The 17,890-nt window shown below is 44.7% G+C and carries 4 protein-coding genes; all 4 read left to right on the top strand.

What is annotated here, in order from left to right:
* The first annotated feature begins 106 nt into the window (after window positions 1-106).
* The 4 genes from ACM5QX_RS26070 to ACM5QX_RS26055 all read left to right on the top strand — a co-directional run bounded on the left by ACM5QX_RS26070 (window position 107) and on the right by ACM5QX_RS26055 (window position 17,875).
* Window positions 107-2,098, top strand: coding sequence for a long-chain-fatty-acid--CoA ligase (locus ACM5QX_RS26070; protein WP_414756172.1), 1,992 nt, complete (start codon window positions 107-109; stop codon window positions 2,096-2,098).
* Window positions 2,095-7,698, top strand: a complete 5,604-nt coding sequence (locus tag ACM5QX_RS26065; protein WP_414756171.1) for a type I polyketide synthase — start codon at window positions 2,095-2,097, stop codon at window positions 7,696-7,698. The genes ACM5QX_RS26070 and ACM5QX_RS26065 overlap by 4 nt, the downstream gene beginning before the upstream one ends.
* Before the next feature lie 280 nt (window positions 7,699-7,978).
* Window positions 7,979-15,601: an SDR family NAD(P)-dependent oxidoreductase gene (locus ACM5QX_RS26060; protein WP_414756170.1), complete on the top strand. Its 7,623-nt coding sequence runs from the start codon at window positions 7,979-7,981 to the stop codon at window positions 15,599-15,601.
* A 750-nt stretch (window positions 15,602-16,351) separates the two neighbouring features.
* Window positions 16,352-17,875, top strand: coding sequence for a condensation domain-containing protein (locus ACM5QX_RS26055; protein WP_414756169.1), 1,524 nt, complete (start codon window positions 16,352-16,354; stop codon window positions 17,873-17,875).
* Window positions 17,876-17,890: the final 15 nt, after the last annotated feature.

Below are 17,890 nucleotides of genomic sequence, written 5' to 3'. Positions count from 1 at the left end.
CTCTATCCCCTTGTGGGTGGAGTTTTTATCCACTTATTGCATAAATTCTCTACATCAAGGCGATAAGTACAACAAGAGCTACAACTTAAATATTGCCACAATTTTTATGAATATTTCCCAAAATGTGGAGCGTGGTTGCTGCCTTTTTCCTAACAAACCAGCGCTCATTTTTGAAGGCTTATATTTTACTTATAAACAACTGAATGAAATGGCAAATCGCTTTGCCAATGCTTTACTGGGGTTAGGGATTGAACGTGGCGATCGCATAGCATTATTATTACCAAACATTCCTGAGTTTGTGATTTCCTATCTAGGGATTCTCAAGGTTGGGGCGATCGCAGTTTCTATTAACCCAAATCTGCAAAGCGATGAACTCAAGTTTATTCTCAATGACTGTGGAGCAGTTGTACTCGTAACTACACAAACGCTGCGAGAAAAATTACCTAAAGTCGATTTACCCCACCTCAAGCACATCATAATTGCTGAGGGGCAAGCAGCTGATGCGATCGCCTTGAGTGAATTCATGGCAAATGCTTCGTCTAGCGCCCGTGCTGTGGAGATGGAACGTGATGAGCCAGCAGCGATTCTTTATACTTCTGGTACAACAGGTTTTCCTAAAGGCGCTACTTTATCTCATGGCAATGTGATTTCCAATATGCACTCCATGAAGCACTGTTGCGAAATGCGCCCTCATGATCAAATTTTATTATTTTTACCGATGTTCCACTGTTTTGGGCAGAACGCAGTTCTCAATAGTGGACTGAATACTTGTGCAACTATCGTTTTACAGCGATCGTTTGATCCAGAAACGGTACTAACAACTATCAGCGAATATAATATTACAATCTTTTTTGGTGTTCCCACTACTTTTATTCTTTTATGTGATAAAGCATCTATCCGCGATTTAGATTCAGTGCGTTACTACTTCTCTGCGGCCGCAGGTTTGCCTGTAGAAATTGCCAAACGATGGCAAGACAAGTTTGGTAAAGTCATTAACCAAGGGTATGGTCTAACAGAAACATCACCATTAGCTAGTTATAACCACGAATTGAGGTACAAACTAGGTTCTATTGGTTCACCAATTGAAAATGTCGAGATGAAGATTGTCAGCCTCGATGATGGTTGCGAAGTTGCCCCTGGTGAACTTGGTGAAATCGTGATTCGCGGTGTCAATGTCATGCTAGGTTACTGGAATCGCCCGGCTGAAACTGCCAAAGCCATGAAGAACGGATGGTTTCACACTGGTGACATTGGTCAAATAGACGAATTAGGCTACTTTTACATCGTTGACCGCCTCAAAGATATGATCAACAACGGTGGATTAAAAGTATACCCAGCCGAAGTTGAAAATGTTATTTACCAGCATCCAGGTATTGCAGAGGTAGCTGTCTACGGCGTACCAGATTCAGTACTAGGTGAACAGGTGAAAGCTAGTGTTGTCCTCAAACCAGACCAAGCGGTTACAGAGGCAGAAATCATTGCCTTCTGTTACCAGAAATTGGCTCAATATAAAGTTCCTAGTGCCGTCGAAGTTGTCTCTTCTATCCCCAAGAACCCCACAGGCAAAATACTCAAGCGGCTACTAAGACAAGAAAATTCTGCTGCACCTTCCCATAGTACTGTGGTTAGCAAAACGCAGACATCTACATCGGTAAAAGTCTCTTCCCAAACTGCCGAATTGATCGAAAACTGGATTATGGATTGGGTCGTGAGAAAATTGGCAGTAGCAGCCCAGTCAATTGACCAAAGTAAATCATTTGCAGATTATGGATTAGATTCCGTCAGGGCTGTCAAGTTAGCCCAAGAATTGAGTGAATGGTTGGGATATCCCTTAGAAGCAACTATAGTCTGGAACTTCTCCACCATCGAATCTTTAGCACGCCACCTAGCCAGTCAAAAAATTCCCCAACTGACAGAATTAGCCAAGACAAAGCCAGAGTCTCATCTGCACACAGAAAATCTGTTGGTGTCTGTAGAATTGCCGACAAACAAAGCAGAACCGACCGAATCAGCAGACTTAAAAGCACTCTCAGACGCGGAAATAGCTGAATTACTCACCAAAGAAATTGCCACAGTTAAACAAAGGAGATTAGTATGAGTCCTAATTCAGAGAACACAAATTACCGCTTATTACTAGAAAATGCCATTTTAGAATTGCGGCGGATGCGGTCTGAAGTTGATACTGTTGAGCAATTACAGAAAGAACCCATCGCTATTATTGGGATGTCTTGTCGCTTACCTGGGGGTGTCAATAACCCAGAGGATTACTGGAATTTATTACATAATGGAGTAGATGCCATTAGCAAAATTCCTGCACAAAGATGGCCAGTAGATGAGTTTTATCATCCAGACCCCGATGTATTGGGGAAAATGTACACCCAGCACGGCGGTTTTTTAAATGAGGTAGACAAGTTCGATGCTCAGTTTTTTGGCATCTCTCCCCGCGAAGCCGTCAGCCTCGACCCTCAACAGAGGCTACTTTTAGAAGTAAGCTGGGAAGCACTAGAAAATGCTGGACAAGCACCAGAAAAGTTAAATGGCAGTCCTACAGGGGTATTCGTCGGGCTATCTATGGACGACTACTCACAACTGAGCTTTTATGGCGATCGCACTCAAATTGATGCCTACAATACTTTAAGTATTCTCAGAAGTATGGCGGCTGGGCGTTTAGCTTACGTCTTGGGTCTGCAAGGCGCTACCATGCAGTTAGATACAGCTTGCTCGTCTTCCCTGTTAGGGGTGCATCTAGCTTGTCAAAGCCTCCGTTCTCAAGAATGTAATATGGCTTTAGCTGGCGGTGTCAACCTAATTCTCTCACCAGATCCTTCCATTGGTCTGTGTAAATTAAAAGCCTTATCTACCGATGGTCGCTGTAAAACTTTTGATGCCAGCGCCGATGGTTACGGACGCGGAGAAGGATGTGGCATAGTAGTACTCAAACGTTTATCCGATGCTTTAGCTGATGGCGATCCTATCCTGGCATTGATTCGGGGTTCAGCATACAACCATGATGGCTCTAGTAACGGCCTGACAGCCCCCAATGGTTCGGCTCAAGAAAAATTACTTCGCAAAGCCCTAGAAAATGCTAACGTCCAAGCCCATCAGATTCAATATGTGGAAACTCACGGGACTGGTACACCTTTGGGCGATCCCATCGAGGTGTTAGCCTTGGGAGCAGTATTAGGTGAAGGTCGCTCCCAAGATAATCCCCTAACTATCGGTTCTGTCAAAACTCAGGTTGGTCATTTGGAATCAGCCGCCGGCGTTGCTGGATTAATGAAAGTTGTATTAGCTCTCCAGCACGCACAGATACCACCACATTTACATTTTCAACAACCTAATCCCTATATTCCTTGGGAAAAACTGCCGCTTGTAGTGCCGACTCAGCCCACACAATGGCCATTAGGGGCGGATGGACGACGACTAGCTGGGGTCAGTTCCTTTGGGATGAGTGGTACAAATGTCCATCTGATTTTGGAAGCAGCACCAGAAATTAAATTAGTACAGGCAAAAACTGAGCGTCCGTTTCATCTTTTGAGTTTATCGGCGAAAACTGAATCAGCACTACAGTCACTTGTCAGCCGTTACGAGTCTTTTCTGAAAGATGATAGTAAAGCAAATCTAGCAGATATTTGTTTCAGTGCGAATACAGGGCGATCGCATTTTGACCATCGTTTGGCTGTTGTGGCTGAATCTACACAAGACTTACGTCAACAATTGGCAGCTTTTACAGCAGGTAAAACCCCAGGTGTAAGCGGACAATTACACAACAAAAAGCGCCCAAAAATTGCCTTTCTGGTTACCGGACAGGGTTCTCAATACATAGGTATGGGGCGAGAACTCTACGAAACCCAACCGACATTCCGGGAAACTTTAGATCGTTGTGATGAAATTCTCCGTCCTTATTTAGAACAACCTTTACTGTCGGTTCTCTATCCTGAATCTGGGACTAGCCCTCTCAATGAGACCGCCTACACCCAACCAGCTTTATTTGCCCTAGAGTATGCCGTCTCCCAGTTATGGAAATCTTGGGGCATAGAACCCACAGTAGTTATCGGTCATAGTTTAGGTGAATATGTTGCTGCTTGTATAGCTGGAGTCTTTAGTCTGGAAGATGGACTAAAATTGGTTGCTGCCCGCGCTCGCCTCATGCAGTCTTTACCTCAAGATGGGGCAATGGTCAACATATTCGCCTCCCAAGCGCGAGTATTGGCAGCTATTCAACCTTATGCCGATCAAGTATCAATTGCTGCCATTAACAGCCCGGAGAGTGTCGTTATTTCTGGACAGCATCAAGCAGTCGCAGCAGCGATGTCTACTCTCCAAAGCGAAGGCGTTAATAGTGTCAAGTTAAACGTTTCCCATGCCTTCCACTCTCCTTTAATGGAACCAGTGTTAGCGGAATTTGCGCGCATTGCCTCAGAAGTGAGCTTTTCATTACCTAATATCAAACTGATTTCTAATGTTACCGGCACAGTAGTTACCACAGAAATCACCAATGCGGAATATTGGGTCAAACATTTGCGCCAGTCAGTGAGATTTGCTGCTGGGATGGAAACTCTTGAGCAGCAAGGTTGCGACATTTTTCTAGAGGTCGGGCCAAAACCAGTTTTACTGGGAATGGGTCGTAAGTGTCTCCCTGAAGGCGTAGGAATTTGGCTCCCTAGTTTGCGCCCACAACAGTCAGATTGGCAACAGTTACTACAAACCTTGCAAGAATTATACTTACGTGGGGCATCAATCAACTGGTCTGGCTTTGATCAAGATTATCCCCGTCGTCGTCTAGTACTGCCAAATTATCCCTTCCAGCGCCAGCGTTACTGGGTTGAGACATCCCATCGCCAACAGACATTACCCGCCAAGACTAGCAAAACTCTCCACCCTGTACTTGGTCAACGGCTAAAATTACCATTTTCTCCAGAAATTCGCTTTGAAACCCAATTTAGCCCCAATTCACCTGCTTACCTAGAGGATCATCAATTAAACGGAGTCAGAATAGTTCCTGGTGCATCTTATATCTCGATGCTTCTATCCGCAATTAAGGAGGCTTTTCCTCATGAATCTTGCATCATTGAAGATTTGTTGTTTCAAAATACGCTGGTTTGCCCAGATGACGGCAGTACAACAGTTCAGTTGGTTTTGACACCCCAAACAACAGAAGAGACTTCCTGGCAAATTATTAGTTTTTTAGGTGGAGAAGCAGAAAACGAGGTCAACGCTTGGAAAACACATAGTACAGGAAAAGTCCGGCTGTTCTCGCCAGTACCTAACTTCGTCGATGTGGCACAAGTCAAGGCTAGATGTTCTCAAGTTTTATCGGGAACGCAGTTTTACTCTAGTTTTCAAGCAGTCGGCTACAGTTGGGGAACTTCATTTCAATGGCTAGAAAATATTTGGTATCAGGATGGAGAAGCAGTATGTCAAATGAAACTGCCCCAATTACCAGAGGAACTCGATAACTATCAACTTTATCCGGGATTAATTGATTCATGCTTGCAACTACTCAACGTTTGCTGGGATATTAATCCTGCCGAGCAAGTCCAGAATGACTATATGTACATTCCTTTTAGCATCGGTAGCTTGAGATTCTATGGTCGTCCCCATCCTGGTCATCAATTATGGTGTCATGGTCAAAAAACACCAACATCTAATAATCAGAGTTTAACTGGTGACGTACATCTGTTTGACCAAAATGGGCAGTTAATCGCCGAAATCATCGGTTTTGAAGTCAGGAAAGTCCGTCGGGCAACTCTGTTGCAAAGTCTGCAAAAAGATTTAGGTGATTGGCTGTATGAAGTAGCTTGGCAACCAAAGCCTCGTGAGGAAAATCATCAATTATCACAGACACAAGAGTTAGGAAGTTGGTTGATATTTGCTGACCAACAAGGAACGGCGGTTAAGTTAGCAAAACTACTCCAAGAACGTGGCGATCGCCCCATCTTAGTTTCTCCTGGTGCAGAATATCAAGCCAATGGCGAACATTACTACATCAACCCTTCAGAACCACAAGATTTTCAGAAGTTAATTCAAGCAAGCTTAGGTAATCATCAACCTCCCTGCCGTGGGGTAGTATATCTGTGGGGGCTGGAGGAGACACGGGAGACTTTAAATACTGACTGTGGTAATGTGCTGCATTTGGTTCAAGCCTTGGCAAAATCAACCTGGTCTAAGCCTCCCCGTTTGTGTTTAGTTACCAGAGGTACTCAGCCAGTAGAGCCAATGTCCGATGCTTTAGCCATAAATCAAGCTGCTTTGTGGGGCTTGGGACGCGTCATTGCTTTGGAACATCCAGAATTATCATGTGTGCGGTTGGATTTAGACCCAGTTGGTAATGGGAACGAAATTGAAGAATTATTAGCAGAGTTGTTGTTTCCAGACCAAGAAGACGAAGTAGCATTCCGTCAAGGAGTGCGGAAAGTCTCCCGGTTGGTGCGTCGCCAAGCTCAAACCCCCACGAATCAACTGGCAATTGGTGAAGATGGCACTTATTTGATTACAGGTGGTCTAGGGGCGCTAGGGCTGCAAGTTGCCCAGTGGATGGTAGCACAAGGAGCCAAAAACTTAATTTTAACCGGCAGGCGTGGAGTGGTTGGTGATACTCAAGTAGCTATCAATCAACTACAGCAAGCAGGGGCCAAAGTTCTAGTTGTCACAGCAGATGTGTCCAACTCGGAAGATGTGGCTCAGATGTTAGAGGCAATCAAAACTAACTATCCACCTCTACGGGGTATTTTTCACGCGGCTGGTGTTTTAGATGACGGAGTATTACTGCAACAAAATTGGAGCCGCTTTGCTAAAGTCCTAGCGCCCAAAGTGCAAGGGGCATGGAATCTGCACACATTGACCAAAGACCTACCTTTAGATTTCTTTGTCTGCTTCTCCTCGGTCGCTTCATTACTTGGTTCACCCAGCCAAGGAAACTATGCAGCCGCTAATGCCTTCATGGATGCCTTAGTTCATTATCGTCGAGGTTTGGGTTTACCTGGTTTGAGCATTAACTGGGGGCCTTGGGCAGAAGTTGGGATGGCAGCAGATTTAGATAGTCGTAGCCAAAAGCGCATAGCTGAGAGTGGTTTTGCTACCATATCCTCAGAATTGGGATTGCAACTACTGGGAGATTTATTGAGACAAGATGCCACCCAAGTTGGTGTGATGTCAGTCAATTGGGCGAAATTCCTCCAGCAATTCCCACCAGGAGGCGCAGCACCGTTAATTGCTGATTTAGCTCCCCAAACCCAGCCACAAGGCAATTCTGCACAATCGTCCAAACAACTTGAACTGCTGCGTCAATTAGAGGAAACTATTGCTAGCGCTCGCCAGAATGTTTTAATTGCTTACATTCAAAGTGAGGTTGCCCAAGTTCTCAGGTTTGAAGCATCCTATCAACCAAATCCGCAACAGGGCTTTTTCGATATGGGGATGGACTCTCTCATGTCCATCGAGTTGAAGAACCGACTAGAAACCAGCGTCGGAAATTCTCTACCTTCGACTTTGACCTTTGAATATCCCACAATTGAATCTTTAGCTGAATATCTGCTCAACAATATAATTTCCTTGAATGTAGCCGAGCCAGTTGTGGTGGAGCCGCAAATAGAGACTGAAGCGCAAACTGATTTGTTAATAGATATTCAGCAATATTCTGAAGACGAATTAGCAGCATTAGTTGACCAAGAATTAGAGGCTTTGCTTGGTGTCTGAAGTAATTAGGACTTACGCATAAAAACGAAAAATCAAGGGTATAGGGGTATAGGGATGTAAATGTTTAAAACCCTTACACCCTTACACCCCTATACCCTTACACCCAGCCTCAACAGACAACTTGCGTGGGTAACTCCTAGTAATTACTTGTGAACTTGCGTAAATCACCTGCTTAACTCCGATAAGTCTACAAAAGACATTCTTTTATTTACTTTACACAGCTAAATGAGTCTGGCTTCAGACTCAATTTCTTTGTCTATTAATTACGCAATTTCTTAAAATGAGTCACACTTCAGACATCAACCAATTATCTCCATTACAACGTTCAGTTTTAGCCTTAAAAGAAATGCGTGCCAAGTTGGACGCAGTGGAGAACGCCAAGACAGAACCAATCGCCATTATTGGGATGAACTGTCGCTTTCCTGGGGGAGCCGACTACCCTGAGAAATTCTGGGAATTACTCCACAATGGGGTAGACACTATCACTGAAGTTCCGGCTGACAGATGGGACGTAGATGAGTATTACAATGCAAATCCCAACACTCCGGGGAAAATTTACACCCGTTATGGTGGGTTTATTAAACAGGTAGATCAATTTGATCCCCATTTCTTTGGACTTTCCCCTCTAGAAGCAGCCAGCATGGACCCCCAGCATCGGCTACTGCTGGAGGTAGGCTGGGAAGCCATTGAAAACGCCGGACAATCCCCAGAGGAATTAAACGGCAGCCAGACGGGAGTCTTTATGGGACTCTTTATGGAAGATTATTCCCGCTTTAACTTATATTCTGGAGATCATCACCGCATTGATGCTTACAGCAGTTTAGGAAATGCTCGGAGTATTGCCATCGGTCGCCTAGCTTATGTCCTGGGTTTGCAAGGCCCTGTGATGCAGTTAGACACAGCTTGTTCTTCTTCGTTGCTAGCAGTTCACCTGGCTTGTCAGAGCTTGCGTTCAGGTGAGTGCAATATGGCTTTAGCGGGTGGAGTCAACTTGATTTTAGCACCGGAAGCTTCTATTGGTTTGAGTAGAATGAGGGCGCTGGCTCCAGATGGTCGTTGTAAGACCTTTGATGCGAAAGCTGATGGTTATGTACGTGGAGAAGGCTGCGGCATAGTTGTACTCAAGCGTTTATCAGATGCGATCGCTAACAATGATAATATCTTAGCTGTGGTACGAGGCTCGGCAGTTAATCACGACGGTGCTAGCAGTGGTTTGACAGTACCCAATGGGCTAGCTCAGGAGAAATTAATTAATCAGGCACTCACCAACGCTAAGGTAACACCAGAACAAATTAGTTATGTAGAAACCCACGGTACAGGAACATCTTTGGGAGATCCCATTGAAGTAAGAGCTTTAGGCTCAGTGTTGTGTCAAGGACGTTCTCCAGAGCAACCATTGCTGATTGGTTCGGTGAAAACTCAGTTGGGTCATTTAGAATCAGCTGCGGGAGTTGCCAGTTTAATGAAAGTGGTGCTGGCTCTACAAAACGCAGAGATACCTCCACATCTGCATTTACAACAGCCCAGTCCTCATATTCCTTGGGACAAACTGGCAGTTGCTGTGCCAACTAAGCCAACTCCGTGGCCGGCAGTTAACGGGAAACGCTTGGCTGGGGTTAGTTCTTTTGGTATGAGTGGCACTAATGCCCATCTAATTCTCGAAGAAGCACCAAACTTGAAATTAGAGCCGCCGAAAACTGAGCGTCCACTCCACCTGCTGAGTTTATCGGCCAAAACTGAGGCCGCACTACTAGCAATGGCTAGCCGCTATGAATCTTTTTTAACATCCCATCCAGAAACATCTTTAGCAGATATTTGTTTCACAGCTAACACCGGGCGATCGCATTTTGAACACCGTCTTGCTGTTGTCGCTGCATCTAATGCAGACTTGCAAGAACAACTAACAGCTTTTGCTAGTCAAAAGCAGACCAGTACATTAGTCAGTGGTCAAGCACAGAAGAAGCGTTCCAAAGTTGTATTCCTGTTTACAGGGCAAGGTTCTCAGTATGTGGAAATGGGACGGCAACTTTACGAAACACAGCCGACGTTCCGTAAGACTTTAGACCGATGCGACGAAATTCTGCGTCCCTATCTTCAGCAACCTTTGTTGTCAGTACTTTACCCCACATCGGATGTTGCTTCTCCGTTGAATGAAACAGCATATACTCAACCAGCACTGTTTGCTTTAGAGTACTCCCTTGCCCAACTGTGGAAATCTTGGGGAATTGTACCAGATGCAGTCATGGGTCACAGCGTGGGTGAATATGTAGCTGCTTGCGTTGCTGGAGTGTTCAGCTTGGAAGATGGGCTGAAATTAATCGCCGAGCGGGGGCGTTTAATTCAATCTCTACCCCAAAATGGCATGATGGCGGCAGTGTTCACCAATGAAGCACGGATGAACGGCATTTTAGCTGCTTACACAGGGCAAGTGGCAATTGCCGGGATTAATGGCCCAGAAAATATCGTTATTTCTGGAGCCAGAGAAGCTGTGCAAGCGGTGCTGAAAGAATTGGCAACTCAAGGAATTAACGCCCAACCATTGCAGGTTTCTCACGCTTTCCACTCCCCTTTAATGGCTAGTATCCTCGATCCCTTTGAGCAGATAGCTAGCTCAGTGCAGTTTCAAGCGCCGCGTATTCCCCTCATCTCGAATTTGACTGGACAAATACTCAAACCCCAAGAAATTCCCCATGCAACTTACTGGCGACAGCATCTTAGAGAAGGAGTAAGATTTTATGCCGGCATCAAGACGCTACATGAACAAGGGTATGAAATCTTTGTCGAAATGGGGCCGAGTACCACATTAGTAGGTATGGGTAAAAGATGCTTACCAGAAGGTACAGGCACTTGGCTAACTTCTCTGAAAAAAGGACAACCAGACTGGTCACAATTGCTTACTAGTTTAAGTGAGTTGTACGTCAGGGGTATAAAAATCAATTGGACTGCATTTGACCAAGATTATCAGCGTCGCCGCCTGGCACTACCAACCTACCCATTTCAACGCCAACGCTACTGGGTGGAAAACCTCTCTCCCAACCTCTCTCCTACGAGGAGAGAGGCTTTGAATTCTCCCCCTTCCCTACAAGGGAAGGGGACTGGGGGGTTAGGTTCTACTTCAGCTATTCCCCAAGTCCAAACTTTGCCAAGAATTCCCTTGGCTGTACCATCGAATTGGTTTCATAGTTGGCAATGGACTCCAGAGGTGTTGAGCCAATCTCAGGATATTCCTTCAGGGGCAATTTTGATCTTTAGCGATCGCCACCAAGTAGGGGACAATTTAGCAAAGCTGTTCGACTCTAAAAAGTACACGACATATTTTGTCACCCCAGGGGAGAGCTTCACCCAAGCAGCAAGACACTTCACTATTAATCCGGCATCCGTTGACGACTACGAACAACTGATCCACAAGATCAAAGCACAGGGTGTGACAGTCACCGCATCTGTGCATCTGTGGAACTATAGTTTGTGGGCAACATCCCCAGAACAACTACTAGAAAATGACAGCCTGCTCAATGAACGCGTTTACAGTCTTTTGTTTTTGACACAGGCGCTAGTCAAACATTACCCAGCCTCTCCCCTCAATTTCTTAGTGGTAACTCAAAGTGCTTATCCAATATCTCCAAATGATTCCCTACACGGTGTACATCAATCTATGGCAGGTGTACTGGCGCAGGTGGTGGCACAAGAAAATCCTCAGATTCAAGCAAAAGTCGTAGATTTTAACCAAGATGTTTATCTGCCAGAAAAATTAGCCGATATTTTGTTCCAAGAAATGAAGGCAGCCCCTACTGCTGAAGGTATCGTTGCTATCCGTCATGGTCAACGATTGAGCCGTACCCTGGAAAGAATTAATGTACCTATAGATAACAATTCTCTACCTTTGTTGGCAGGAGAAACCTGGTTGATTACTGGTGGTACTAGTGCTGTCGGGACAGAAATAGCCTTAGCTATGGTTCGACAAGTACCCATCAATTTGGTGCTAACAGGTCGCCATCCCCTCCCCCCCAAACAAGAATGGCAATCCGCTAGTCATGATGCGTCTACCCAACAACGTATCCAGGCAATTGAGCAACTAGAACAACTCGGAGCTACAGTCATGTATCAGGCTGTGGATGTGACGGATGCCTTGGGGATGAAGCAATTAATCGAGAACATCAAGTCCCGCTTTGGTAACCTGGATGGAGTTATCCATGCGGCGGGTGCAGTTGACCACAGCACATTTAAACTACTACAAAAACAACCCGACTCAGTCACCAAAGTTTTAGCCCCGAAAGTCCAGGGAACCATCATCCTCGATGCTGTTACCCGTAACGAACCCCTGAAATACTTTGTGTTGTTGTCCTCGGTTTCCGCTTCTAAAGCCGAATGGGGAACCGGTATGGGCGATTATGCCGCAGCCAATACTTTTCTTGATAGTTATGCCATCTACCGGACACAGCATGGCGGTCAAGGACGCTCCCTAGCTCTGAATTATTCCCTGTGGAGCGATCGCGGTATGGGCGCTCTTTTAGGAGCATCAACTTTATTAATGGTAAAATCCAAAGGTTTAAATCCTCTGGAACCAGAGCCGGCTGCTAATGCCTTTATTCAAGCTCTATCTTTGGATACTTCCCCTGTAATTCACATCATTGACTTAATTGCTCAAGCCACCCCAGAAATAGCTTCAAAATCCTCCACGAGCCAACCACAAGCTAAACCTCGCAATCTGCGACAGCTTGTCCGGGAAGTTTTGCTGCAACATTTACGTATTCCGGAAACACAGGTGGAAGGACACAAAACTTTCCAAGAAATGGGGCTAGATTCTGTTGGGACTGTAGAAGTTGTCCAACATTTAGGGACAACTCTGGGTGAGGAATTATTTCCAACTTTACTGTTTGAATATCAAACACCAGATGACTTGGTAGATTATTTACAAAGCAAGTACGGCTATTCTGTGAAGACTAGCACGAGCGCTCCAGAAGCTAGCCCAGAAGCCGAAAAATCAGCGCCCCCAAATGTCGCCACCCAGGAAAAATACCAAGATGTTCCTGAACAAGACATTGCTATCATCGGTATGGCTTGTAAAATACCAGGAGCCGATAACTTAGAGCAGTATTGGGATTTACTCAATGCAGGTCGCTCCGTCATTCAAGATGTGCCTCAAGACCGTTGGTTTAACCAACACTACTTTGAAGCCAAAGGAAACTCACCACAAGCAAAAATATCCAAACGAGGATGCTTTGTAGATAGTCCCTTTGACTTTGACCCGATGTTCTTTGGCATCTCTCCCAAGGAAGCTACGGCGATGGACCCCCAACAAAGGTTGTTCCTAGAGCTTTCTATGCAGGCCTTACAACAGGCAGGCTACGGCGGCAAATATCGCCCAGATAATATTGGTGTGTTTGTTGGTTGTGGACAAAATACTTACATCGAACACTTCACCAATTATCAGTATTACGAGGAATTACGTCAGCGTTTGCAAGAGAGTTCCTGGTTTGATCACCTTCCTGCTGAAGATCGTCAGCATTTGCTCAAGACACTTTCACAAGTACTGCAACCAAGTGAAATTCTCCCTGAGTCAGCAGCAGGTAACGAGGTCAACGAATTAGCGGCACGAGTTAGCCATTGCCTGAACCTCAAGGGGCCAAGTATGGCAGTTAGTACTGCTTGTTCTTCTTCCTTGGTGGCATTACATATTGCTTGCGAAAGTCTGCGTTCCGGTCAAACTGGCATGGCAATAGTCGGTGGGGTAAATTTAAACCTCAGTCCTAGCCCCTTTACTTTTTTACGTAAGGCACAGGCTCTTTCCCTGAGTGGAACCTGCTATCCCTTTGACCGCCGTGCTAATGGCATCGTTTTAGGAGAAGGTGCGGGCGTATTAATTATCAAACCTCTCAAGCAGGCTTTGGCAGATGGTGACTTGATTCATGCCGTGATTAAAGGTTCCGCAGTAAATAATGATGGTCACTCCCAGGGGATCACTGCTCCCAATCCCAAAGGTCAAGCAGAAGCTATCCGCCAAGCTTACAACAGTTGTGGCGTAGACCCCCGGACTATCTCCTACATTGAAACCCACGGTACAGGTACTCTCCTGGGTGATCCAGTAGAAGTAGAAGGGATGACAAAAGCTTTCCGTAGTTTTACTGATGAAAAGGGATTCTGTACTATTGGTTCGGTTAAATCCTCCATTGGTCATTTGCTATCTGCTTCCGGGATTGTCAGCCTGATCAAAGTGGTACTGGCCATGCAGAACGGCAAAATTCCCCAAACTGTAGGTTTTGAGGAGCCTAATCCCCATATTAATTTTGCGGACACACCTTTTGCTGTGGCGGGTAAGAGTATACCTTGGTCGCCTAATGGCAACCCATTACGTGCAGGTGTGAATGGATTTGGATTTGGTGGCACCAATTGTCACGTTATTCTTGAGGAATCCCCAGTAACAGCTAATTTACAGTCCCCGGTCACAAGTTCTGCTCCTGATTTGTTATGTCTGACTGCACGGAATCAACAAGCACTGCAAGAGGTAGCTAGACAACTACGCGAACACATCATTCATCATCCTGAACAAGAATCTTCCCAAATCTGCTTTACTCAAAATAATGCCCAGAAGGAATTACCTTACAAAGCGGCTTTAGTAGTCAATGACCGTCAACATCTGCTCAATTACTTAGACACTATCTGTTCGGCACAAACACCAGCAGATATATATACAGGTCGAGCTAACCCCCAACGCACAACACCGTTTCACTTAATATTAGATGGCACTAGTGCGATCGCTCCCGCAGAAGTAGAAACTTTAGGTAAACGTTTCCCCCAATTCCAAGTAGCTTACAATAGCGTGCGTGCCGGATTAAATGAGATGAGCGAACAGGCACATATATTTGCAGTGCAGTACGCTTGGGGACGCTTGTTGATGTCTTTGGAATTACAACCCACTAGTTTATTAGTAGAAAAAACTGGTATTCTAGCCGGAGCTACACTGCGGGGAATGTTGACATTAGAGCAGGCGATCGCTTTGCTCCTACAAATAGAAGGAGAAAAAGGTCTGATTGCCCATGATGTCTCCGCAAAAGAACAGTCAGCATCCACCTGGACTTGTCCATTAGTAACTTCACAAGGAATTTTCAGCCATTCTGACACGATTTCCACAGAGCAACTGCTAGCCCTGGTGCAAGTATCTGGACAGTTAAATGTAGATGTGTGTCAAGATGTCATCTCTAAAGAAAGTGTTTATCTACACTTAGGAGATTCATTCGCTCTCAAAGAACAATTAGCAAGTTTGGATGAACTGGGAGTCTGGATATATCTAAACAAAAGACAAGCAGTAGTGGAACGTGTGTTGACGAGTCTGGCTAGGTCTTATGTAGCTGGGGTAAGGTTTAATAGCATACCCTTATTTCCCCAAGGTCTACGTCGGGTAATGCTGCCTACTTATCCTTTCGAGCGTAAAACCTACAGAGTATCATTAGTTGATCACACTCAGGAAAATCAAGCCACCTCTATACCTGCGGCTGAATTATTACCACCACGCCCAGAGAGTAAGCATCAGTTAACAGTAGCCCAAACTCGACTCTTACCCATAGAACAACTATCTCCACTCACAGATAACCAACGCCAGTCAAGTTACGCCAAGCTGACTGAGGAATTGAAGATTGTGGACAATCGCCAACAGCCAAGACTAGTGCCAATGGAACAACTGTCCCCACTCACCGATAGTCAGCGCCAGTCAAGCTACGCCAAGCTGATTGAGGACTTAAAGATTGTGGACAATCGCCAACAGCCAAGGCATCCGGTAGCCATAACCCAAAATCGACTCTTGCCAATGGAACAATGGTCTCCACTCACTGATAGTCAACGCCAGTCAAGTTACATCAAGCTGGCTCAGGATTTGCAGAAGTTTGGTAAATCAGTCATTGGTCATTAGTCATTGGTCATTCCAGCCTCTTTACGTTTCGTAATATAGTTTGTTGAATTTCCCCTGACTTAATTAGCATGAAAAACTCTACCTCCTTGTGGGTAGAGTTTTTGTTTTAAATTATTGTTGGCGCAGCCTTAAAGTAGGCTATGAGTCAATACGGTTCAGTTAACGTTGTCAGCTTATCGATTGCAGAAGAACCAAGACTTGGGGGATTATCCCCCAAACCCCCGATTGGGGGACGGTTGCGTCCCCCAAGCCCCCTCCAAAAAATAGATCTGTTTTATGTGTAGCAGTTAATTTAACGTGAGTTCGACGGAACCTAACCCCAACCCCTTCCCTTGTAGGGAAGGGGCTGAAAATCTATAACTGAGTACCAAATAATCAGGGTTTTAAGCCTCTCCCCGCGTCGGGGAGCCAGCGCCGTGGGCGGGTTTCCCGACTTGAGGCGACTGGCGTGAGAGGTTTGGAGAGGGGTTCTTCCGAATTTATCGAACTCACGTTAATTTATTTTCTTAACTGAACCGTATTGGGCTATGAGTGAATTTTGAATTGGTATTATTGCTCCTAAATTTTTGCATAAATAGCCCAGAACAAGGCGATAAGTAACATAACAAGAGCAAAGATTAATTTTTCTCGTAATTCTTATCCATTCAAATTTATTTTTGTATGAATAACTAGACTGCAAAACAATACTTACTTAATTAGGTAAGACGTTGGATATTTTTTTGCGAACATTATTTTTTTTTAGAGGATGCAATGAGTACTAAGAGCTTAGAATTGCCAATTTTCTCCCTAGTAGCCAAGATTACTGGACATGATGCAGAAGAATTAGAACGGGATATGTTTTTGGAGGGTAACTTAGGTTTAGATTCTATCAAAATGATGGAATTGTTGAATGGATTAGTTGCACTAATTCCCCAAGAAATGCAACCCCAATTCATGGAAACATTGCCTTTGCAAAATTTGATGCAATTACAAACTTTGGGCGATGTGGTGCAAATAGCTGATAATTGCTTAATTTCCCAGATAGATAATTCTGATTCTTCACCATCTGCAAGTATTATTAATCAAGAGGAGCAGAAAACAGAGAAAGTTGAGATTCTTTCAGGACAGTATTTTCATTTACTTGGTCATTGGGTAGTAAACTCAATTAGCTTATTTTCTACTCTCCGTTTACGAGGTGATTTTGATTCAAACGTTGCTTGGCAGTCATGGAAAGACTTACTACATCGTCATCCTATGCTGCGATCGCGCTTTATCATTCCTCCCGATACTACCAGATTCAAGGATTACGAAATGGTAGTGATGGAAAATCCTACTCCTCCTGATATACCCGTTACTGATATCAGGCATCTTCATAGTGAGGCTCAAGAACAACTAATTAATGATGAATTGCATCGTTGCCTCAATTATGAATGGCAAATGACAGAGTGGCCACTCCATCGATTTTTTGTTTTTCGGCTGGAAGATTCAGTCTATCAACTGGTGTTAGCCAACGAGCATCTCATTTCTGATGCCCTGGGATGTCATGTCATCTTACGCGAATTTATGGAAATTTACCGCGCCCATGTCTGCGGTGAACAACCTAATTTACAGCCACCTACAACTGTCCAAGACTATAACGAATTGGTGCAATCAATTAATGCTTGGCAAGACCCGGAAGAAGACAAAGCACTGGTTGAGTATGTAAATCGGCGGGGCAAAGATTCTTACTTATGGAATCCTACAGGCAATACCATCACATCCCTGTGTCCAAAATTCCATAACCGCAGATTTTCATTAGGAAAGGTTATCACTAATCAACTAATTGCCCAAACTCGTGAATGGCGATTACCACTGAACTCTTTACTAGTGGGTGCGTTTGTGCGAGCTGTTGCCAAGTTTGAGCAGTCTAAAAACGAACCAATTATGGTTCAAGTTCCCACCAGTGGGAGAGTTTATCCCGGTATAGATGCTTCGGATGTGGTGGGTAGTTTTGCTCAGAATTTGTCCATTAGCCTAGACTTACCAGCACCGAGTGAAGATTGGCAACGACTGTTAAACCGCGTTCATCAGGAAATCCAACAAGGGTTGGTTAACGGTTATGACCGCGCCCAAACTCGTCAAATGGCGATCGCTTTCCGAGACAATATTGTTTTAGAAGATGGCAAAATCCCTGAGAGGATGTTACCTATGTATCGCCGCATACTGAAATCAAATTTATACTGTCCATTCACAGGACAAACAAATATTAAAAACAAAGGTAGTGGTAAATATGTAGTGAAGCTAGATAATTTCTAACTCAAATTATTCTTT

This window comes from Anabaena sp. CCY 9910 (genome assembly GCF_963920875.1).
In the GTDB taxonomy this organism is placed as follows: Bacteria; Cyanobacteriota; Cyanobacteriia; order Cyanobacteriales; family Nostocaceae; genus Trichormus; species Trichormus variabilis.
The sequence above is the reverse complement of the archived record's forward strand: the minus strand, read 5'-3'. Positions and strand labels throughout refer to the sequence as shown.